The sequence below is a fragment of the Leclercia sp. EC_58 genome (assembly GCF_019584355.1).
Lineage (GTDB): Bacteria > Pseudomonadota > Gammaproteobacteria > Enterobacterales > Enterobacteriaceae > Enterobacter.
The window spans coordinates 373,143-392,775 of record NZ_VDAM01000001.1 but is presented as its reverse complement, the minus strand read 5'-3'; the positions used below and the strand labels follow the sequence as shown (position 1 = coordinate 392,775).

Annotated in this window: 19 protein-coding genes and 1 riboswitch; of the genes, 9 read left to right on the top strand and 10 right to left on the bottom strand. The window is 57.8% G+C overall.

Annotated features, from left to right (window positions below; all coding sequences use genetic code 11):
• Positions 1–3: 3 nt before the first annotated feature.
• The 3 genes from FHC51_RS01910 to plsY all read right to left on the bottom strand — a co-directional run bounded on the left by FHC51_RS01910 (position 4) and on the right by plsY (position 2,465).
• A complete protein-coding gene (locus tag FHC51_RS01910; RefSeq protein ID WP_039031754.1) occupies positions 4–306 on the bottom strand; it encodes an urease subunit gamma in 303 nt (100 codons plus the stop codon).
• 10 nt (positions 307–316) lie between these two features.
• Entirely contained in the window at positions 317–1,144 is an 828-nt protein-coding gene (locus tag FHC51_RS01905) for an urease accessory protein UreD (protein WP_220434792.1), read from the bottom strand.
• 706 nt (positions 1,145–1,850) lie between these two features.
• Positions 1,851–2,465 carry a glycerol-3-phosphate 1-O-acyltransferase PlsY gene (gene plsY / locus FHC51_RS01900; RefSeq protein ID WP_220434791.1) on the bottom strand — a complete coding sequence of 205 codons (615 nt, stop codon included), beginning with the start codon at positions 2,463–2,465 and terminating at the stop codon, positions 1,851–1,853.
• A gap of 107 nt (positions 2,466–2,572) precedes the next feature.
• Here plsY and folB point away from each other — a divergent pair, with 107 nt between their 5' ends.
• Positions 2,573–2,941, top strand: a complete 369-nt coding sequence (folB, locus tag FHC51_RS01895; protein WP_114316768.1) for a bifunctional dihydroneopterin aldolase/7,8-dihydroneopterin epimerase — start codon at positions 2,573–2,575, stop codon at positions 2,939–2,941.
• A gap of 103 nt (positions 2,942–3,044) precedes the next feature.
• Positions 3,045–3,863, top strand: coding sequence for an undecaprenyl-diphosphate phosphatase (bacA, locus tag FHC51_RS01890; protein ID WP_156239785.1), 819 nt, complete (start codon positions 3,045–3,047; stop codon positions 3,861–3,863).
• Between the two features lie 10 nt (positions 3,864–3,873).
• On the opposite strand, the gene FHC51_RS01885 is transcribed toward bacA, so the two are convergent.
• Positions 3,874–5,115: a multifunctional CCA addition/repair protein gene (locus FHC51_RS01885; protein ID WP_220434790.1), complete on the bottom strand. Its 1,242-nt coding sequence runs from the start codon at positions 5,113–5,115 to the stop codon at positions 3,874–3,876.
• 58 nt (positions 5,116–5,173) lie between these two features.
• Positions 5,174–5,794 (bottom strand): TIGR04211 family SH3 domain-containing protein, encoded by a 621-nt coding sequence (locus FHC51_RS01880; protein ID WP_103822885.1) that lies wholly within the window; start codon positions 5,792–5,794, stop codon positions 5,174–5,176.
• Positions 5,795–6,032: 238 nt separating this feature from the next.
• Here FHC51_RS01880 and FHC51_RS01875 point away from each other — a divergent pair, with 238 nt between their 5' ends.
• Genes FHC51_RS01875 through hldE form a run of 3 tightly spaced genes read left to right on the top strand, consistent with a single transcriptional unit; the run spans position 6,033 to position 11,685 of the window.
• Positions 6,033–7,334, top strand: coding sequence for an inorganic triphosphatase (locus FHC51_RS01875; protein WP_114316773.1), 1,302 nt, complete (start codon positions 6,033–6,035; stop codon positions 7,332–7,334).
• An 18-nt stretch (positions 7,335–7,352) separates the two neighbouring features.
• Positions 7,353–10,211: a bifunctional [glutamate--ammonia ligase]-adenylyl-L-tyrosine phosphorylase/[glutamate--ammonia-ligase] adenylyltransferase gene (gene glnE, locus FHC51_RS01870; RefSeq protein WP_220434789.1), complete on the top strand. Its 2,859-nt coding sequence runs from the start codon at positions 7,353–7,355 to the stop codon at positions 10,209–10,211.
• A gap of 40 nt (positions 10,212–10,251) precedes the next feature.
• Positions 10,252–11,685 carry a bifunctional D-glycero-beta-D-manno-heptose-7-phosphate kinase/D-glycero-beta-D-manno-heptose 1-phosphate adenylyltransferase HldE gene (hldE, locus tag FHC51_RS01865; RefSeq protein WP_220434788.1) on the top strand — a complete coding sequence of 478 codons (1,434 nt, stop codon included), beginning with the start codon at positions 10,252–10,254 and terminating at the stop codon, positions 11,683–11,685.
• A 35-nt stretch (positions 11,686–11,720) separates the two neighbouring features.
• Here the strand turns inward: hldE and FHC51_RS01860 are convergent, their stop codons facing one another.
• A complete protein-coding gene (locus FHC51_RS01860) occupies positions 11,721–12,017 on the bottom strand; it encodes an accessory factor UbiK family protein (protein WP_103822881.1) in 297 nt (98 codons plus the stop codon).
• 120 nt (positions 12,018–12,137) lie between these two features.
• Positions 12,138–12,288: riboswitch (FMN riboswitch) on the top strand.
• 104 nt (positions 12,289–12,392) lie between these two features.
• Here FHC51_RS01860 and ribB point away from each other — a divergent pair.
• The gene (ribB, locus tag FHC51_RS01855; protein WP_103822880.1) at positions 12,393–13,046 is read left to right on the top strand and encodes a 3,4-dihydroxy-2-butanone-4-phosphate synthase; all 654 of its coding nucleotides are present in this window, start codon (positions 12,393–12,395) and stop codon (positions 13,044–13,046) included.
• A gap of 41 nt (positions 13,047–13,087) precedes the next feature.
• Here the strand turns inward: ribB and zupT are convergent, their stop codons facing one another.
• Positions 13,088–13,861: a zinc transporter ZupT gene (zupT, locus tag FHC51_RS01850; protein WP_114316775.1), complete on the bottom strand. Its 774-nt coding sequence runs from the start codon at positions 13,859–13,861 to the stop codon at positions 13,088–13,090.
• Positions 13,862–14,057: 196 nt separating this feature from the next.
• On the opposite strand from zupT, the gene ygiD reads away from it, so the two are divergent.
• Positions 14,058–14,846 (top strand): 4,5-DOPA dioxygenase extradiol, encoded by a 789-nt coding sequence (gene ygiD, locus FHC51_RS01845; protein WP_220434787.1) that lies wholly within the window; start codon positions 14,058–14,060, stop codon positions 14,844–14,846.
• Between the two features lie 81 nt (positions 14,847–14,927).
• Here the strand turns inward: ygiD and FHC51_RS01840 are convergent, their stop codons facing one another.
• The 3 genes from FHC51_RS01840 to tolC form a co-directional block, all read right to left on the bottom strand.
• Positions 14,928–16,088, bottom strand: coding sequence for a glutathionylspermidine synthase family protein (locus FHC51_RS01840; RefSeq protein ID WP_220434786.1), 1,161 nt, complete (start codon positions 16,086–16,088; stop codon positions 14,928–14,930).
• 2 nt (positions 16,089–16,090) lie between these two features.
• Positions 16,091–16,762, bottom strand: a complete 672-nt coding sequence (locus FHC51_RS01835) for a DUF1190 family protein (RefSeq protein WP_220434785.1) — start codon at positions 16,760–16,762, stop codon at positions 16,091–16,093.
• A 174-nt stretch (positions 16,763–16,936) separates the two neighbouring features.
• The gene (gene tolC, locus FHC51_RS01830) at positions 16,937–18,367 is read right to left on the bottom strand and encodes an outer membrane channel protein TolC (protein WP_103822875.1); all 1,431 of its coding nucleotides are present in this window, start codon (positions 18,365–18,367) and stop codon (positions 16,937–16,939) included.
• Between the two features lie 204 nt (positions 18,368–18,571).
• On the opposite strand from tolC, the gene nudF reads away from it, so the two are divergent.
• Both nudF and FHC51_RS01820 read left to right on the top strand, forming a co-directional pair.
• A complete protein-coding gene (gene nudF, locus FHC51_RS01825) occupies positions 18,572–19,204 on the top strand; it encodes an ADP-ribose diphosphatase (protein ID WP_103822874.1) in 633 nt (210 codons plus the stop codon).
• Positions 19,201–19,623 (top strand): DUF1249 family protein, encoded by a 423-nt coding sequence (locus FHC51_RS01820; protein ID WP_003862516.1) that lies wholly within the window; start codon positions 19,201–19,203, stop codon positions 19,621–19,623. Before nudF ends, FHC51_RS01820 begins: the two co-directional genes overlap by 4 nt.
• Positions 19,624–19,633 lie beyond the last annotated feature (10 nt).

Sequence of the window (19,633 nt, the reverse complement as noted above, 5' to 3'; positions counted from 1 at the left end):
CCCTTACAGGATCGGATTGTGAACGGTGACAAGCTTGGAGCCGTCCGGGAAGGTGGCCTCCACCTGAATATCCGGAATCATCTCCGGCACGCCCTCCATCACCTGGGCGCGGGTCAGGACATGGCGTCCGGCTTCCATTAATTCCGCCACCGTCTGCCCGTCGCGCGCCCCTTCCATAATGAAGGCGCTGATCAGGGCCACCGATTCCGGGTAATTGAGCTTCACGCCACGGGCGAGACGACGCTCGGCGACCAGCGCGGCGGTAAACAGCAACAGCTTGTCTTTTTCTCTGGGGGTCAGTTCCATCGTGCTTCTCTCAGGTGTGCCAGATTCGGGGCGAACAGGGGGTTTTGGCGGTAAGCTGCGGCCGCAGGCGCTGCCAGATCTCACGCATCGCCTGCTGGCAAATCAGGTTGTCATGGGCCAGAAAGCGCACCGACAGCAGGCCGTCGGTAAGGGTCGCGCCAGCGAAATGCTCCAGCGGTGCCAGGGCATCGCGGGCCTCCTCCAGCTGCGTTTCGCTCGCCGGGTAAAACAGCAGGGTGCCGATCCACGGATGTTCCGCCACGGGGGTCAGATCGCCGTCGGCCAGGTGCTGGCGCTCGATTAACAGCGGCTCACCCTCAAGCCAGACTTCGAGACGGCTCTCAATACTACCGTGGCTGAAGGGCTCATTAATCACCGGGCGGCCCAGGCAAAACAGCTCCCAGGCCAGCAGGGTGCTGCTGCGCTGCAGATGGAACACCGAGCGCAGGGCAGCCTGTGCGCCGGGGAAGAAAAGGGTGTCCTGCGGCAACCACTCCAGAATGGCGTTCTCGTCCAGCGTGAAGTGCTGATCCAGCCGCGCCAGCGCGCCGTTGCTACGATAGAACTTGCTGGCGCCGGGCATGGTGATCAGCGCGTGGCTATGGGCCGCAAGATGAACGGTAATTGCCAGCTCATCCCCGCCGACAATCCCGCCAGGGGGATGCAGCAGATAGAGGTGGCAGGTTTCACCTTCGGGATAAAAGGGGCGCTGCACGGTGAGTGGCCCGACGTGGCGGGCAGAGTGGAGGAGGGTTTTTTCAGGCGAGTGGGAAAAGTGCAGGGCAAGGGATGCCTGCCAGCCTTTTACTGTTTTTTCATGCGCCTGAGTTGCTGACATGCTTTATCCATCTGCTCGCCGTCGGGTTTTTTTAGTATGCCCTGGCGGAAATGAAGGCTGTCATATGAGTCGCTTATGGATAGGGGGCTGTTACCAGCGGGGATGAAGTATTTTGGGGCTGCGGTGGAAGGGTTCCGTTCACTATGGCTTTTCTGCTTTATGGGTATCCCGCTACGGTGAACGTGCAAAGGGGGCTGCCGCCGCCCCCTTTGCAATCCCGGCTCCCCCGCAATGAAATCGGTGCTTCGCACTACGCTCACCTTACGACCTGCTGCCTGCGGTCGGCTCAACTCGACATCCTGTCTCGATTCGCCTCTGGCCGCCATCCCTGGCGTCCAGCCCTTGTCATCCGGTCTCCGGTTCGCCGATTTCAGCGGGGACTCAAAACCCGTGCCACATTCAGGCGGCTGAGGAGGTTAAGGAGTAGCCTGGTCCGGCTGAAAATCGCCGAAGCGTTGACCGCAGGCCGGGGCGAGGCGCAGGGATGCGCCGAGAGGGCGTGACCTACATGGATGTAGGATCACGCCCGACCCGAAAGCCGAAGGGAATAAGCTGAGGGGACCGCGAAGCGGCGATTTTCTTTGCCGGGAGCCGGGATTGTTAAGGGGGCGGCGATAGCCCCCTTAACACGTTCACCGCAGAGAAGCAGTCAGAAAGCAGAGGACCAGGAGTGAACGGAACGATTCCACTAAAAGTAAATAAAACCCTACCGCGTCTCTTTCTTCTTCCGCTTCAACCGCGCCCAGATCTTCGTCTCCTGATGCCGCCATAACCGCTGAATATTGTCATGGTGACGCAACAGGATCAGACAAGAGAGCATCGACACCGGAAAGGTAAACTGCGGCTTAAACCACCAGACATAAAACGGTGCAATCAGCGCGCTCACAATGGCGCCAAGCGAAGAGTACCCGCTCAGCAACACGCTGAGCAGCCAGGTGCCGGCCATCACGCCGGTGAGATCCCAGCCAATGGGGGCGATGGCGCCAAACGCGGTGGCCACGCCTTTACCGCCTTTAAAACCGAAGAAAAGCGGCCAGATATGGCCCAGACAGGCGGCAATGGCAATCAGCCCCAGCCAGAACGGCGTGACGCCCAGTGCATACGCGCCCCAGACGGGAAGCATTCCTTTCAGAACGTCAAAAATCAGAACCGCTACGGCTGCTCCTTTGCCGCCAATTCGTAGTACATTGGTCGCCCCCGGATTCCCGGATCCGTTCTCGCGTGGATCGGGTAAGCCAGCGATACGGCAGACCAGAATGGCGCTGGAAATTGAGCCGCAAAGGTAGGCAAGGAGGATCATTCCAGGCGCGATTGCACTCATAACGCTGTTCCGTTTTGAAAATGTCGTTTTGTACTTAGCATCTGTGGATAATACGCATAATTCGCCGGGAGTGGTATCCGGTTTAGCCAAAAACCAGGCAGGTCGTGATGGATATAGTATTTATAGAGCAACTTTCGGTAATCACCACTATCGGGGTGTATGACTGGGAGCAGACCATCGAGCAGAAACTCGTGTTCGATATCGAAATGGGCTGGGATAACCTCGCCGCGGCAAAAAGCGACGATGTGAACGACTGTCTGAGCTATGCCGACGTGAGTGAAGCGGTCATTAGTCACGTGGAAGGCCAGCGTTTTGCGCTGGTGGAGCGCGTGGCGGAAGAGGTGGCGGAGCTGCTGCTCAGCCGCTTCAACTCCCCATGGGTGCGCATCAAAGTCAGCAAGCCGGGAGCGGTTGCGCGGGCGGCCAATGTCGGGGTCATTATCGAACGTAGCCAAAATCTGAAAGGAAACATTTAAAGGTATAATAGTTAAACCAATTCCTGTTAAATCAGTCTTACAGCTGTTCCTTTTACGGTTACCCCCTGGGTAGCCCTTTTTTCTGTCTTTTAGGGGTTAATTGATGAGCGATATGCACTCCCTGCTGGTGGCAGCAATACTGGGTGTGGTCGAAGGATTGACAGAGTTTTTGCCGGTTTCCAGTACAGGCCATATGATCATTGTCGGCCATCTGCTGGGGTTCGAGGGCGAAACGGCGAAAACCTTTGAAGTAGTGATCCAGTTAGGATCCATTCTGGCGGTGGTGGTGATGTTCTGGCGTCGCCTGTTCGGCCTGATTGGCATCCACTTTGGTCATCCGCCGCATGAAGGTGCCGGTAAAGGGCGTTTAACGCTGCTGCACATTCTGCTCGGCATGATTCCGGCGGTGGTGCTGGGTCTGGTGCTCCACGATACTATCAAGTCGCTGTTTAACCCGATTAACGTGATGTATGCCCTGGTGGTTGGCGGTATCCTGTTAATTGCCGCCGAGCTGCTGAAGCCGAAAGAGCCTCGCGCGCCGGGTCTGGACGACATGACTTACCGTCAGGCGTTTATGATTGGCTGCTTCCAGTGCCTGGCGCTGTGGCCGGGCTTCTCTCGCTCTGGGGCGACGATTTCAGGCGGGATGCTGATGGGCGTGAGCCGCTATGCGGCCTCTGAGTTCTCATTCCTGCTGGCAGTGCCGATGATGATGGGCGCCACCGCGCTCGATCTCTACAAGAGCTACCACTTCCTGACCGCGGGCGACATCCCGATGTTTGCCGTGGGCTTTATCACCGCCTTTATCGTGGCGCTGATCGCCATCAAAACCTTCCTGCAGCTGATCAAGCGCATCTCGTTTATCCCGTTCGCCATCTATCGCTTTATCGTGGCGGCCGCGGTCTACGTGGTCTTCTTCTGATTGTCCGCCCTCAGTCTTTCGGCTGAGGGCAATGCTGTTCCTTCCAGGCTGCGACGGCCCGGATCCGCCGTTTTGTTAACTCTTCCCGGATCTCGGGTCCTTTAAATCCAGCCTCAACCACCGCTTTTGTCGGCACCGCTTTCGCAACGTTCCAGGCTTCACGCAGCAACCGCCCCTGCGGATAATCGTTGGCTTCAAACCCGGCGCGCCCGCGCACGTCGGCTTCGCTGGTTAAGGCGATCTGCTCCACGCGCTGCGGCTTGCGCCAGGCGTCAATGCTGTCGAACAGCTTCACAATGGTGGCTGGTTTAAGGATTGGGAAGGTGTGGATCAGGTCGTGGAATTCGGCGACCAGCTTCGCCAGATCGCGGATCTCGTTAGGGACCCGCATCCGCTGGCAGACCCGTTCAACCAGCCGCACACCCGCCGGGCCGTGGCCGTGGTGGCGCGGCCAGAGTTCGGGCGGTGTTAAGCCCTTGCCGAGGTCATGACAGAGCGTGGCAAAGCGCACGTCCACATCAGGGCTTAGCATCGCCGCCATGCTCAGGGTCATCAGGGTATGGATACCGGTATCAATTTCCGGGTGCCACTTCGCCGGAGCCGGCACGCCAAACAGGGCGTCCACTTCCGGGAACAGCACCTTCAGCGCCCCGCAGTCGCGCAGCACCTGGAAGTAAACCTGTGGATTACGCGTGGTGAGCGCATTCTCGGTCTCTTTCCATACGCGCTCGGGGGTAAGGTGTTCCAGCTCGCCCGCCCTGGTCATGGCGCTCATCAGCGCCATCGTTTCATCGGCGATGCGAAAGCTCAGGTGGGCATAGCGGGCAGCAAAACGCGCTACGCGCAACACGCGGAGCGGATCTTCAGAGAAGGCGGGGGAAACATGGCGCAGGATGCGGTTTTGCAGATCCGACTGACCGCCATACGCATCAACGATGTGGCCATGTTCATCCTGGGCGAGGGCGTTGATGGTCAGATCGCGGCGCTGCAAATCCTCTTCAAGGGTGACGTCCGGTGCGGCATGGCAGGTGAAGCCGGTGTAACCGACACCGGATTTGCGCTCGGTACGCGCCAGGGCGTACTCCTGGCGGCTTTGCGGATGCAGAAAGACAGGAAAATCGCGGCCTACCTGCTGGTAGCCCGCATCGAGCATCTCCTGAGGTGTGGCGCCTACCACCACCCAGTCTTTATCTTTGACCGGCAGACCTAACAACGCATCACGAACCGCACCACCGACCAGATAAATCTTCACGCCTCACTCTCCCGTATCAAAAATGGCAATAATACGTAAGTGTGGCAGAGATAGCGATTTAGTTCATCCAACGGTCTTTACGCTTACGGCTCGGCACCAGATGCGGCAGTACCAGACCCAGCAGCAGACCCATACCCAGCACGCCGCCGCCATACATAAACCACTGCATAATGATGGTGCGCTGTTTGTCATCCAGCTGCAGGTTGGCTGCGCTCACCTTTTTCTGGGCGACGATCAGCTCGTTTTTCAGCTTCTGGTTTTCGTCTTTAAGACCGTTGATCACCCCGTCGCTCTGGGCCACTTTCTGCTGCATTTCAGCCGTGCGCTGGTTCCAGGTGGCATCGATATTGGTCAGTTTGTCGGTCAGGGTTTTGACCTGGTTTTCCAGATCCGGCACGCGGGTGCGCAGGCTTGGGCTGGTGCTAAGCTCTTTTAACGGGATCCAGGCGATACGGCCGCTGCTGTCGCGCACCTGGCCATAGCTGGCGTCTGCGTTGCTCTGTAACAGCGCCACTTCCTCGCCGGCATTAATCGTACCCACGAGGCGATAATTGTCACCCGGTCCACTACGTACCCAGGTATTCAGTTCGTCAGAAACGTAGCGTTTCTCTTCAGCGTGAACCGCTGTTGCGGCGCTAAAAGCAAGTAATGTCAGTCCGATTAGGCGTAATTTAAGCATCAGGCAGTCGTTATTTTCATAAAAAGTGGAACGATAGTAGTAGTAACGGCTTCTCCACGCAAAGGATTCGTCAGCATTCGGAATCCTCCGTGTACTGTTTGCCACTTTAACAAACTTTACGCCCGTCAAATTGCTCATTGCGTGGCAATCTGGCGCAAAATACTATCTACTGACAAAAAAGTGGCGAGTAAGTTCGCCTAAATTTACCCCGCAGTGCTGCAATCAAAAGAACAAGGCCATGGCTCAGGAAATCGAATTAAAGTTTATCGTTGAAAATGAGAGCGTCGACGCGCTGAAAAACCATCTGCACCAGCTGACAGCTGAACATCACGAGCCGGTGCAACTGCTCAACATCTATTACGAAACCCGGGACCTGTGGCTGCGTCGCCATGACAGGGGGCTGCGCATTCGCGGCGTCGATGGTCGCTACGAGATGACCATGAAAATTGGTGGCCGCGTGGTGGGCGGTCTGCATCAGCGCCCGGAATACAATATTGAAATTGACCAGCCTGCGCTGGATCTGGCGCGCTTCCCGGCGGAAGTGTGGCCGGAAGGTCAACTGCCCGAGGGCCTGGAAGAGAGCGCCAGCCCGCTGTTCAGCACCGATTTCTGGCGCGAAAAGTGGCTGGTGAATGAAGGTAAAAGCCGCATTGAAATCGCCCTCGACCGGGGTGAGGTAAAAGCGGGCGAGTTCCAGGAGCCGATCTGCGAGCTGGAACTTGAGCTGCTGGAAGGCCACGCCGATGACGTGCTGAAGCTGGCGCGTAAGCTGGTGACCCAGAGCGGTCTGCGTCAGGGGAGCCTGAGCAAGGCGGCCCGCGGCTATCATCTGGCCCAGGGCAATGCGCCACGCACCCTGAAACCGCTGGAGATTATGCGTGTGGCGCCGAAATCCTCCATCGAGCAGGGGTTTGAAGCCTCGCTGGAGCTGGCCCTGAGCCAGTGGCAGTATCACGAGGAGCTGTGGGTCCGCGGCGTGAAAGGGGCGAAAGCCGAGGTACTGGCGGCGATGGCGCTGGTACGTCACAGCCTGACGCTGTTCGGTGGCATTGTGCCACGTAAAGCGAGTGCTCACTTACGCGATCTGCTGACCCAGACCGAAACCCTGATGGCGTCGGATGTCTCTGCCGAGACGGCGGTCTACAGCCCGCAAACCGCCACCGCGAAACTGGCGCTGACCGAGTTTCTGGTGACACGCGGCTGGCGTACCTTCCTCGACGCGAAGGCGCAGAGCAAAATAGCGGATAACTTTAAGCGCTTCGCCGATATTCACCTCTCCCGTCACGCCGCTGAACTGAAAACCACGTTCGCCCATCCGCTGGGGGATCAGTATGGCGATCAGCTGATTCGTCTGGCGCGTAACATCGACAGCATGCTGCTGCTGGCAGGGGCCTATGACGGCCCGGTGGCCCGCGCATGGCTGGAGAACTGGCAAGGGCTGCTGCATGCCATTAAGACGCGCCAGCACATTGAAATTGAGCATTTCCGCAACGAAGCCATTTCGCAGGAGCCATTCTGGCTGCACAGCGGAAAACGTTAACGCAGGCAAGGAACCCCAATGATGCCGCTTTCTTCACCCTTACAGCAGCAGTGGCAGACGGTATGTGAGCGTCTGCCGGAAGCATTACCCGCCTCGTCATTAAGCGAGCAGGCCCGGCAGGTGCTGGCATTCAGCGACTTTGTGCAGGAGGGCGTTACGGCACATCCTGACTGGCTGACCGGGCTTGAGGCCGCGCCGCCGCAGGCGGACGAGTGGCAGCACTACGCGCAGTGGTTACGCGACGCGCTGGCAGATGTCAGCGATGAAGCCGCGCTGATGCGCGAGCTGCGCCATTTCCGCCGCCGGGTGATGGTGCGCATCGCATGGGCGCAGGCGCTGATGCTGGTGAGTGAAGAGAGCACGTTGCAGCAGTTGAGTCACCTTGCGGAGACGCTGATCGTCGCCGCGCGCGACTGGCTGTACGACGCCTGCTGTCGTGAATGGGGGACGCCATGCAGTGAGGATGGCACCCCGCAGCCGCTGCTGATTTTAGGGATGGGCAAGCTCGGCGGCGGCGAGCTCAACTTTTCCTCGGATATCGATCTGATCTTCGCCTGGCCGGAGAAGGGGGCCACCCGCGGTGGACGCCGTGAGCTGGATAACGCCCAGTTCTTTACCCGCCTGGGGCAGCGGCTGATTAAGGCCCTGGATCAACCCACCCAGGATGGCTTTGTCTATCGCGTGGATATGCGCCTGCGTCCCTTCGGCGACAGCGGCCCGCTGGTGCTGAGCTTTGCCGCGCTGGAGGACTACTACCAGGAGCAGGGGCGCGACTGGGAGCGTTACGCGATGGTAAAGGCGCGGATCATGGGCGATAACGACGGCGCCTACGCCAGCGAGCTGCGCGCCATGCTGCGCCCGTTCGTGTTCCGTCGCTATATCGATTTCAGCGTCATCCAGTCGCTGCGCAACATGAAAGGGATGATTGCCCGGGAAGTGCGGCGTCGCGGCTTGAAAGACAACATCAAGCTGGGGGCGGGCGGCATCCGCGAGATCGAGTTTATCGTCCAGGTGTTCCAGCTGATCCGCGGCGGGCGGGAGCCGTCGCTGCAATCCCGCTCCCTGCTGCCAACGCTTGCGGCAATTGCACAGCTGAATCTGCTGCCGGAAGGGGATGCGCACATCCTGCGTGAGGCCTACCTCTTTTTGCGTCGGCTGGAGAACCTGCTGCAAAGCATTAACGACGAACAAACCCAGACCCTGCCGGGAGATGAGCTTAATCGCGCCCGTCTCGCCTGGGGAATGCGCCTGGACCACTGGCAGGCGCTGACCGAGGCGCTGGATGCGCACATGGCCGCGGTGCGGCGGATTTTTAACGACCTGATTGGCGACGATGAGAGCGAGTCGCAGGATGATGAGCTGTCCGAACACTGGCGCGAGCTGTGGCAGGATGCGCTTCAGGAGGACGACACTACCCCGGTGCTGGCCCACCTCAGCAATGATGACCGCCACCGGGTGGTGGCGCTGATTGCCGATTTCCGCCTGGAGCTGAACAAGCGCGCCATTGGCCCGCGCGGACGTCAGGTGCTCGATCACCTGATGCCGCACCTGCTGAGCGATGTCTGTTCCCGCGCCGATGCGCCGGTGCCGCTGTCGCGTCTGACCCCGTTACTCAGCGGAATCATCACCCGCACCACCTATCTGGAGCTGCTCAGCGAGTTCCCGGGCGCGCTCAAGCACCTGATTTCCCTCTGCGCCGCCTCGCCAATGATCGCCAGCAAGCTGGCGCGCTATCCGCTGCTGCTGGACGAGCTGCTCGATCCCAACACCCTTTACCAGCCGACGGCGACCGACGCCTATCGCGATGAGCTGCGCCAGTATCTGCTGCGCGTGCCGGAAGAGGATGAGGAGCAGCAGCTGGAGGCGCTGCGGCAGTTTAAGCAGGCGCAACTGCTGCGTGTGGCTGCCGCCGACATCGCCGGAACGCTGCCGGTAATGAAAGTGAGCGATCACTTAACCTGGCTGGCGGAGGCGATTATTGATGCCGTTGTCCATCAGGCATGGGTGCAGATAGTGGCGCGTTACGGCCAGCCGAAGCACCTGGCCGATCGCGAAGGACGCGGCTTTGCGGTGGTGGGTTACGGCAAGCTGGGCGGCTGGGAGCTGGGCTACAGCTCCGATCTGGATCTCATTTTCCTTCACGACTGCCCGGTAGATGTGATGACCGACGGTGAGCGTGAGATCGATGGGCGTCAGTTCTACCTGCGCCTGGCCCAGCGCATCATGCACCTGTTCAGCACCCGCACGTCGTCGGGCATTCTGTATGAAGTGGATGCCCGCCTGCGTCCGTCCGGGGCGGCGGGCATGCTGGTCTCTTCCACCGAGTCGTTCGCCGACTACCAGAAGAACGAAGCCTGGACCTGGGAGCATCAGGCTCTGGTGCGCGCCCGGGTGGTCTATGGCGATCCGCAGCTGAAGGCGCAGTTTGATACCATTCGCCGCGACGTGCTGACCGCCACGCGTGAAGGCCAGACGCTGCAGACCGAGGTGCGCGAGATGCGTGAAAAAATGCGCGCCCATCTGGGAAATAAACACCGGGATCGCTTTGATATTAAAGCCGACGAAGGCGGTATTACCGACATCGAATTTATCACCCAGTATCTGGTGCTGCGTGACGCCCACGCCAAACCGAAGCTGACCCGCTGGTCGGATAATGTGCGCATTCTGGAACTGCTGGCGCAGAACGACATTATGGATGAGCAGGAGGCGCTGGCGCTCACCCGCGCTTACACCACGCTGCGCGATGAACTGCACCATCTGGCGTTGCAGGAGCAGCCCGGCCATCTGCCGCTCGACTGCTTTAACGCCGAGCGGGAGCTGGTACGCGCCTGCTGGCAGAAGTGGCTGGTGGAACCGTGCGTAACAAAACAAGTGTGATATTATCGCGCGCAAATTGTGAATCTTTCTGGAGTCAGGAATGAAAGTAACACTGCCAGAGTTTGAACGTGCTGGAGTTATGGTAGTTGGCGATGTGATGCTGGATCGCTACTGGTATGGGCCAACCAGCCGCATTTCCCCGGAAGCCCCGGTCCCGGTGGTGAAGGTGGATACCATTGAAGAGCGTCCTGGCGGCGCGGCAAACGTGGCGATGAACATTGCTTCTCTCGGCGCGCATTCGCGTCTGGTCGGTTTGACCGGCATCGATGATGCGGCGCGGGCGCTGAGCAAGACGCTGGCGGATGTGAACGTTAAATGTGATTTCGTTTCTGTTCCAACGCACCCGACCATTACCAAGCTGCGCGTGCTGTCGCGCAACCAGCAACTTATCCGCCTCGACTTTGAAGAGGGCTTTGAAGGGGTAGATCCGGAGCCGCTGCACGAGCGTATCAACCAGGCGCTGGGTAACATCGGGGCGCTGGTGCTCTCCGACTACGCCAAAGGGGCGCTGGCGAGCGTCCAGCAGATGATTAAGCTGGCGCGCGCTTCCGGTGTGCCGGTGCTGATCGACCCGAAAGGCACCGACTTCGAACGCTACCGCGGTGCGACGCTGCTGACGCCTAACCTCTCCGAATTCGAAGCGGTGGCGGGCAAATGCAAAACCGAAGATGAGATCGTTGAGCGCGGCATGAAGATCATCGCCGACTTCGACCTCTCCGCGCTGCTGGTGACCCGTTCCGAGCAGGGGATGACCCTGCTGCAGCCGGGCAAAGCGCCGCTGCATATGCCAACCCAGGCGCAGGAAGTGTATGACGTCACCGGTGCGGGCGATACGGTGATTGGCGTGCTGGCGGCGACGCTGGCTGCCGGGAATACCCTCGAAGAGGCCTGCTACTTTGCCAACGCTGCCGCAGGCGTGGTGGTCGGCAAGCTGGGGACCTCAACCGTCTCTCCCATCGAGCTGGAAAACGCGGTGCGTGGGCGCGCCGAAACCGGTTTTGGCGTGATGAGTGAAGAGGAGCTGAAAGTGGCCGTGGCCGCCGCGCGTAAGCGTGGTGAGAAAGTGGTGATGACCAACGGCGTGTTCGACATTCTGCACGCGGGCCACGTCTCCTATCTTGCCAACGCGCGCAAGCTGGGCGACCGCCTGATTGTGGCGGTGAACAGCGATGCTTCTACCAAACGGCTGAAAGGCGAAACCCGTCCGGTGAATCCGCTTGAGCAGCGCATGATTGTGCTTGGCGCGCTGGAAGCGGTGGACTGGGTCGTCTCCTTCGAAGAGGACACTCCGCAGCGTCTGATTGCCGGGATCCTGCCGGACCTGCTGGTGAAAGGCGGTGACTACAAGCCTGAGCAAATCGCGGGCAGCGAAGAGGTCTGGGCCAACGGCGGGGAAGTGATGGTGCTCAATTTTGAGGACGGGTGTTCAACCACCAACATCATCAAAAAGATCCAGAAAGACAGCGAGCAATAAAAAACGGGCCGAAAGGCCCGTTTTTTTGCGATGAATTATTCCACGTTATCCACCGGTGGGATCGCTGGCGCCGGTTTCACTTCGTCGACAACGTTGCGGTTTTCCAGCTCGGTGAGGCGCTGCTCCAGCAGGGCAATCTTCTCACGGGTGCGCAGCAGAACCTGCGTCTGCACGTCAAATTCTTCACGGCTGACCAGATCCAGACGCATCAGCTGCGCCTGCAGCACCTGGCGGATCTTCTTCTCAACATCATCACCAAACTCACGTACGCCTTTTGGCATGGATTCATGGACCTGGCGGGCAAGTTGTTCAATTTTTTTTGGGTCGATCATCATAGTTCCCTTGAAGTAAAGATGTTTAGAATCATTGTAGCGCGTTACGGAGATCCTTAAACCAGAATTGTGTGAAGCTTATGCGTTGCCGAACATAATCATTAGCGTTATAGTTATCCCGCTTATTCTCAGGGCGGGGCGAAATTCCCCACCGGCGGTAAATCAACACCATGTTGAAAGCCCGCGAGCGCTTTGGGTGCACACTCAAAGGTCAGCAGATCCGGTGTAATTCCGGGGCCGACGGTTAAAGTCCGGATGGGAGAGAGTAACGAACCAGTCGGGCGAGGCCCGCTCACGTTATTTTTTTGCCGTACTCCGGCGCTCCTAAGACTGCCCTGATTCTGGTAACCATAATTTTAATGAGGTTTTTTTACCATGAATCAGACGCTCCTTTCCTCTTTCGGTACCTCTACTGACCGTGTTGAGCAGGCGCTTGCTGCGCTTCGCGAAGGCCGCGGCGTGATGGTGCTTGACGATGAAGACCGTGAAAACGAAGGCGATATGATTTTCGCCGCCGAAACCATGACCGTTGAGCAGATGGCGCTGACCATCCGTCACGGCAGCGGTATTGTTTGCCTGTGTATCACCGAAGATCGCCGTAAACAGCTGGAACTGCCTATGATGGTAGAGAACAACACCAGCGCCTTCGGCACCGGTTTTACCGTCACCATCGAAGCCGCCAGCGGCGTGACCACTGGTGTTTCTGCTGCTGACCGCGTCACCACCGTGCGAGCCGCCATTGCTGACGGTGCAAAACCTTCTGACCTGAACCGTCCGGGCCATGTCTTCCCGCTGCGCGCGCAGCCGGGCGGCGTGTTGACTCGCGGCGGCCACACCGAAGCCACTATCGATCTGGTCACGCTGGCCGGTTTCAAACCCGCCGGAGTGCTCTGTGAACTGACCAATGATGATGGCTCTATGGCCCGCGCGCCGGAGTGCATCGACTTCGCGGTGAAACACAACATGGCTGTGGTCACCATTGAAGATCTGGTGGCGTATCGCCAGGCGCAAGAGCGCAAAGCCAGCTGATAACGCATCATAAAAAACGCCGGGTTAACCCGGCGTTTTTTTTAACCTATTCCTGCCGTCTGGAGCAGCACCAGACTGAGCCCCATCACCGACATCCCGCACAACACGCCGTAGCTGGGATTGTTATTAGGGTCGATCTCTTTGGCGAGCGGCATCAGCTCGTCCACCGACAGCGCCACCATAATGCCCGCCACTGCCGCCATAATTGCCGCCATCACCACGGGTGAAATCAGGCTGCCGAGGATCAACCACGCCAGCACTCCGCCGAGGATCTCTGCCATGCCGGAAATGCCTGCCCAGAATACCGCCTTACGCTTAGAACCCGTTGCGGCATAGACCGGGCCTGCGACCGCCAGCCCCTCCGGGATATTGTGCAACGCCACCGCCAGCGCAATACCGAATCCTAACTCCAGGTTGTTACTGGCGGTCACATAGGTCGCAACGCCTTCCGGGAAGTTATGCAGGCTGATGCCCAGGGTCAGCAGCAGCGCAGTACGTCGCAAGTTGCGGGGCAGGGGCTGACTCCCTTTCTGCATCAGATCCTGCGGGTGCGCGTGGGGCAGCATTCTGTCCAGCGCAAAGTAGCCCAGCAGGCCAAAAACAAACATTCCGTAGCCGAGCACCGGCGACATCCCTTCGGTGCCGAGTGCCGCGGGCAGCATCTCCATCAGGGAGATGAGCAACATGATCCCGGCGGCAAAGCCGAGCGAAAATGCCAGTACGCGGTTAGAGGGCTTCTGGCCCAGCACGCCGAGCAGGGCGCCGATAAAGGTGGCGGCGCCTGCGAGAATCGTCAGAATCAGAGGAACTGACATTCATCTCTCCTTATGATAATGATTATCATTCATATTAAAGGCTAAACGCGCGTAAAGCGAGCGGGTATAATCGCCTTTACAGATCCCTTACATTCAAATTTCCTGATGATCTTCATCATGGTTATCAGAGTTCATCTTATCCTGTTAACGGGTAAGGTAAAGCTATCAAATCGACAGCTTGTGTAAGGATATCATCATGACATCTTCTCGTATGCCAGCACTGTTTTTGGGCCACGGTAGCCCCATGAACGCGCTGGAGGATAACGTCTATACCCGCGCCTGGCGTCATCTGGGAGAGACGTTGCCGCGTCCGAAAGCGATCGTGGTGATTTCTGCACACTGGTTTACCCGTGGCACCGGCGTTACCGCGATGGAAACGCCGAAAACGATCCATGATTTTGGTGGCTTCCCGCAGGCGCTGTACGACACGCACTATCCGGCACCGGGATCACCAGCCCTGGCGCAGCGGCTGGTAGAGCTGCTGGCGCCTCTCCCGGTCACCCTTGATAAAGAGGCGTGGGGCTTTGACCACGGCTCCTGGGGCGTGCTGATCAAGATGTACCCGGATGCCGATATCCCGATGGTGCAGCTGAGTATCGACAGCACCAAACCGGCGGCATGGCACCTTGAAATGGGCCGTAAGCTCGCCGCGCTCCGTGACGAGGGCATCATGCTGATAGCCAGCGGTAACGTGGTGCATAACCTGCGCACGGCCCGCTGGCATGGAGAAAACACGCCCTATCCGTGGGCAACGTCGTTTAGCGATTACGTGAAAGCAAACCTGACCTGGCAGGGGCCGGCTGAAGAACATCCCCTGGTGAACTATCTGGCGCACAAAGGCGGCTCGCTCTCGAACCCGACGGCGGAACATTTCCTGCCGCTGCTCTATGTTCTGGGCGCGTGGGATGGTCAGGAGTCCGTTTCCACACCGGTGGATGGCATTGAGATGGGCAGTTTGAGTATGTTGTCGGTGCAGGTGGGGTAAAGTGCCCGGTGGCGCTGCGCTTACCCGGCCTACGGAGTTATGTAGGCCGGGTAAGGCGAAGCCGCCACCCGGCACCACAGGCTACTCCACGAAGATATGCGGATAGAACCGTGACAGATCCTGGGTGATCAACGCCCGATCCTCACGAATACCAATCCCGGCTGGCTGATCGTTGATCAGCCAGCTGCCGATCAGCATGTAGCTGTCGCCATACTTCGGTAACTGGCAGAACTGCTGGACGATCATCCCTTCTTCGCCATACGGACCTTCTACCGCTTCCACGGTGTTACCGTTTTCGATAATCGATACGTTAGCGCCTTCACGGGAGAAAATCGGCTTTTTGACATACTTATCCATCTGCGGATGGTTATCTTCCGCGAAGTAAGCGGGCAGCAGATTTGGATGGTCAGGGAACATCTCCCACAGCAGCGGCAGCAGGGCTTTGTTGGAGATAATGCTCTTCCAGGCCGGCTCCAGCCAGCGTACGCCAGCATCTTCCAGCTTGGTAGAGAAGACTTCGCGCAGCATGTATTCCCACGGATAGAGCTTGAACAGGTTACTGATTACCTGGTCCTGCAGATCGGTGAACTGGCCTTTTTCACCCAGCCCGATATCTTCTATGTAGAGGAATTCAGTGGCGACTTCGGCTTCGGCAGCGCAGTCCTGCAGATACTGTACCGTGCCGCGATCTTCGACCGTGTCGCGACAGCAGGCAAAGTGCAGCAGGTTAAAGCCGTGCTGTTCGCGCAGCTCAGTGAAACGCGCGATCAGCTTTTCCTGCAGGCTGTTGAACTGATCGCTGCCTTCCGGCAGACGGCCTGCGTTCTGCTGATCTTCCAGCCAGATCCACTGGAAGAAGGCCGCTTCATACAGGGAGGTTGGTGTATCGGCGTTGTTCTCAAGCAGCTTCGGCTCGCCGGTGCCATCCCACGCCAGATCGAGGCGGGAGTAGAGCGACGGCTGATGGGTCTGCCATGACTGACGCACAAAGCCCCAGGTGTGCTTCGGAATGCGGAATTTGGTCAGCAGCTCATCGCTGGCGATCACCTTTTCCACCACCTTCAGGCACATCTGATGCAGCTCCGCCGTCACCTCTTCCAGTTTTTCAACCTGGGCGAGGGTCAGCTTGTAGTAGGCATCTTCACACCAGTACGGCTCGCCGTACATGGTGTGGAAGTTGAAACCATATTCGGTGGCTTTTTCGCGCCAGTCCGGGCGCTCAACAATACTGACTCGTTCCATTATCAGCCGCCCATTGAGCGCGTTGAGGTGCCGGTCGCGCTGCGCTGCATGGTGTTCTGTTTGGCAACAGACTCACCAAAGCCGCCGCGGGTAACGGTGCTGGTGGTCGCCGGTTTTGGCGCCATGGCGGTCTTAGGTACGTTCATGGTGCGGCCAGGCTGTGCGGCACCATAACCTTTGCCGTTGGCATCGGTGTACTGACCGTAAGCCGGGCTGGCCGGGTTCTTCGAGCTGAACAGCGGTTGCTGTTGATAACCCGCACCGCCGCCCATCAGACGGCCCATCATGTAACCGGCCATCAATGGCATCCAGAAACTGCCGCTGGATTGTGCCTGCGCCTGGTTTTCTGGCGCCGTGCCCGCCTGGGCCGGAGCAGGAGCCTGCTGGCACTGGCCTTCGCCAAATTCCGCTACGCAGTCTTCACGGCTGGCATATTTCGGCGCGGTACGTTCGGCCTCTTTCAGGGCATTGTTGTAGGCGGTGGTACACTCTGCCTTGTTGCCGGTGGCGGAGGTACAGTCATCGGCATTCTGATAGAGCGAAACCGTTTCGTCGCTTTGCTCACAGCCTGCCAGCATAAACACGGCGCCCAGCGCTAGGGCGACAGGAGTGAGGTGACGCGCGTTCCAGCTTTTGCGGAACGTGGCGTGATTAATGGATTTTGTCCGTTTCATGATCGTCTTCCAGGACCCAGTGGTAAAACACAGAAAATAACGCTCAGAATAGAGGATGAGTGGTGGAAATTGAAGCGATGGGGGCGAAACTGGGGGATCTTTACGTTGGCTTACGTTTTTTTGTCGGACAGCGCGATAATACCCGGCCAGGATAGCCCTGGCCGGATAACAGCATTAGTTGCTGGTGGTACGCGCAGCGGCGGCGGTTAAGCCATCAGCAGAGGCAGCCTGCTGTGGATTTTCCGGGGCCACAACCTCTGGGGTCGTGGAGATAGGTTTACCCAGGGCGCCGTTCAGCGCCAGCAGATCCTGCTCGTTCAACGTACCCAGCGCTGACTTGATGTTCAGCTGGTTAATCAGGTAGTTGTAACGGGCGTTGGAGAGCTGTTGTTTGGCGTTGTAGAGCGTGGTGGTCGCATCCAGAACGTCAACAATGGTACGGGTACCCACCGAGTAACCGGCTTCTGATGCATCCAGAGAGCTCTGGGCAGAGACAACGGCCTGTTTGTAAGCGTTGATGCTGCTGATAGAGGCGTTCACGTTGTTGAAGGAGGAACGCACGGTCTGAACCACGCTGCGGTGCGCGCTTTCAAGCTGTTCGCTGGCACCGACAAAGTTGTACTGCGCCTGTTTCACCTGCGAATTGACCTGACCACCCTGATAGATCGGCAGGGAGAAGCTCAGACCAATTTTGTTCTGGCCGACATCGCTGTCGCTGTACTGACCACCTTGGGCACCGCTGGTTCTGGAGCCGCTATAGCTGGTATTCGACACGCTGGTAGAGGCGTTCAGGCTCAGGGTTGGCAGGTGGCCATCCTGTGCCTGGCGAATTTGCTCACGCGCCAGATCCTGGTTCAGACGGGCCTGCAGCAGGCTAAGGTTACGGTTTTCCGCTTCTTTCAGCAGGGCATTCACCGCCTGCGGCTTGTCAGTTTTGAAGCGTTCAACGTTCAGGGAAGCCAGTTGCGGGTAGTAGTTACCGGTGACCTGACGCAGCTCTTCAACGGCGTTATCCAGATCGTTACGCGCGGTCACTTCGTTCGCCAGTACGCTGTCGTATTGTGAACGGGCGTTCTGCACGTCGGTAATGGCCACCAGACCCACGTTAAAACGCTGGGTCGTCTGATCGAGCTGACGGTAGATGGCTTGTTTCTGCGCTTCAATATAGGAGAGCGTATCGATGGCGCTCAGCACTCTGAAGTAAGCGGTAGCCGTGTTAAGGATCAGCGTCTGCTGGTCGGTCTGATAGGTGACATCCTGAATACCGGCTGCTTTTTCCTGCAGGCTCAGGGTACGCCATTTAGACATATCAAACAGCGTCTGGGTTAACTGGAGTGAACCGCTGGTCACGTTGGAGTCGATGCCATTCGCATCACGATAGCCGTTGTTATAGGTATAATCAGCACCTAAACCCAGCTGTGGTAATAATGGACTGCGTGCTTCATTAATTTTTTCAAATGCAGCGTCACGATCGGCAGCGGACTTGCGCAGTTCCGGGTTGCTCAGACGTGCCTGCTTATAAACCTGTATCAGGTCTTCTGCCTGACTCAACGCGCTGAAGCCCGTCAGGCTCAGGCCGATGAGGATGGGGAGCAATTTCTTCATTTGCTTTCCTTGTTGTGAAGCTTTGTTAGCGCTGATCTAATTAAAAAAATATCTACCGATTCTAGCAGACTTCGCCACTGCAAAAGGTTGGCGTTCCGTGCCATGCGGCAGTAACTTGCACCAATTTACCATACTGTTGTAGAAACCGCAGTTTAGCAGATTGGAATTTCACCTTAACGCCACCATAAATAACAGGACGCAAACATGGAAAAACCAGAGAAGATGCCAGTGACATTCACAAAAAACGATGTAGAAATTATTGCACGAGAAACGCTCTACAGCGGATTTTTTTCACTGGAATTATACCGTTTTCGCCATCGTCTGTTTAACGGCGAAATGAGTGGCGAAGTGCGGCGCGAAATTTTTGAGCGCGGGCATGCTGCAGTCTTGCTACCCTTTGACCCAGTGCGTGATGAAGTGGTACTGGTAGAGCAGATTCGCATTGCCGCGCTGGATACCAGCGAAAGCCCGTGGCTGCTGGAGATGGTGGCCGGGATGGTTGAAGCAGGCGAGACCCCGGATGAGGTCGCCCGTCGCGAGGCGATGGAAGAGGCCGGGCTGATTGTTGGGCGTACAAAACCGATTTCGAATTATCTGGCAAGCCCTGGCGGCACCAGCGAGCGTTTATCGGTTCTGGTAGGCGAAGTGGACGCCACGACCGCGCAAGGGATTCACGGTCTGGTTGATGAAAACGAAGATATTCGTGTTCATGTGGTAAGTCGGGAGCAGGCTTATCAATGGGTAGAAGAGGGGAAAATCGACAACGCGGCTTCTGTCATCGCTTTGCAATGGCTACAGCTGCACTATCAGGAATTAAGAAACGAGTGGAAAAAATGAAGCGTTATACACCTGACTTCCCTGAAATGATGCGCCTGTGCGAAACCAATTTCGCCCAGTTGCGCCGTTTGCTGCCGCGTAATGACGCGCCCGGCGAAACAGTGAGCTATCAGGTGAGCAACGCGCAGTATCGGTTAACGATTACGGAATCAACCCGTTACACTACGCTGGTGGAGATCGAACAAACGGCACCTTCCATCAGCTACTGGAGCCTGCCGTCGATGACGGTGCGGCTCTACCATGACGCGATGGTCGCTGAAGTGTGTTCAAGTCAGCAGATCTTCCGCTTCAAAGCGCGTTATGATTACCCAAATAAAAAGTTGCATCAACGTGACGAAAAGCATCAAATTAATCAGTTTCTGGCTGATTGGCTAAGATACTGTTTAGCACATGGAGCGATGGCGATTCCGGTTTGTTAGCGTCGTGAAA

Coding starts and splice junctions, on each gene's coding strand:
- FHC51_RS01910 (WP_039031754.1), bottom strand. CDS start 306: ATGGAACTGACCCCCAGAGAAAAAGACAAGCTGTTGCTGTTTACCGCC.
- glnE (WP_220434789.1), top strand. CDS start 7,353: ATGATGCCGCTTTCTTCACCCTTACAGCAGCAGTGGCAGACGGTATGT.
- bacA (WP_156239785.1), top strand. CDS start 3,045: ATGAGCGATATGCACTCCCTGCTGGTGGCAGCAATACTGGGTGTGGTC.
- plsY (WP_220434791.1), bottom strand. CDS start 2,465: ATGAGTGCAATCGCGCCTGGAATGATCCTCCTTGCCTACCTTTGCGGC.
- hldE (WP_220434788.1), top strand. CDS start 10,252: ATGAAAGTAACACTGCCAGAGTTTGAACGTGCTGGAGTTATGGTAGTT.
- nudF (WP_103822874.1), top strand. CDS start 18,572: ATGGAAAAACCAGAGAAGATGCCAGTGACATTCACAAAAAACGATGTA.
- FHC51_RS01875 (WP_114316773.1), top strand. CDS start 6,033: ATGGCTCAGGAAATCGAATTAAAGTTTATCGTTGAAAATGAGAGCGTC.
- FHC51_RS01880 (WP_103822885.1), bottom strand. CDS start 5,794: ATGCTTAAATTACGCCTAATCGGACTGACATTACTTGCTTTTAGCGCC.
- ribB (WP_103822880.1), top strand. CDS start 12,393: ATGAATCAGACGCTCCTTTCCTCTTTCGGTACCTCTACTGACCGTGTT.
- folB (WP_114316768.1), top strand. CDS start 2,573: ATGGATATAGTATTTATAGAGCAACTTTCGGTAATCACCACTATCGGG.
- FHC51_RS01840 (WP_220434786.1), bottom strand. CDS start 16,088: ATGGAACGAGTCAGTATTGTTGAGCGCCCGGACTGGCGCGAAAAAGCC.
- tolC (WP_103822875.1), bottom strand. CDS start 18,367: ATGAAGAAATTGCTCCCCATCCTCATCGGCCTGAGCCTGACGGGCTTC.
- FHC51_RS01860 (WP_103822881.1), bottom strand. CDS start 12,017: ATGATCGACCCAAAAAAAATTGAACAACTTGCCCGCCAGGTCCATGAA.
- FHC51_RS01835 (WP_220434785.1), bottom strand. CDS start 16,762: ATGAAACGGACAAAATCCATTAATCACGCCACGTTCCGCAAAAGCTGG.
- zupT (WP_114316775.1), bottom strand. CDS start 13,861: ATGTCAGTTCCTCTGATTCTGACGATTCTCGCAGGCGCCGCCACCTTT.
- ygiD (WP_220434787.1), top strand. CDS start 14,058: ATGACATCTTCTCGTATGCCAGCACTGTTTTTGGGCCACGGTAGCCCC.
- FHC51_RS01905 (WP_220434792.1), bottom strand. CDS start 1,144: ATGTCAGCAACTCAGGCGCATGAAAAAACAGTAAAAGGCTGGCAGGCA.
- FHC51_RS01820 (WP_003862516.1), top strand. CDS start 19,201: ATGAAGCGTTATACACCTGACTTCCCTGAAATGATGCGCCTGTGCGAA.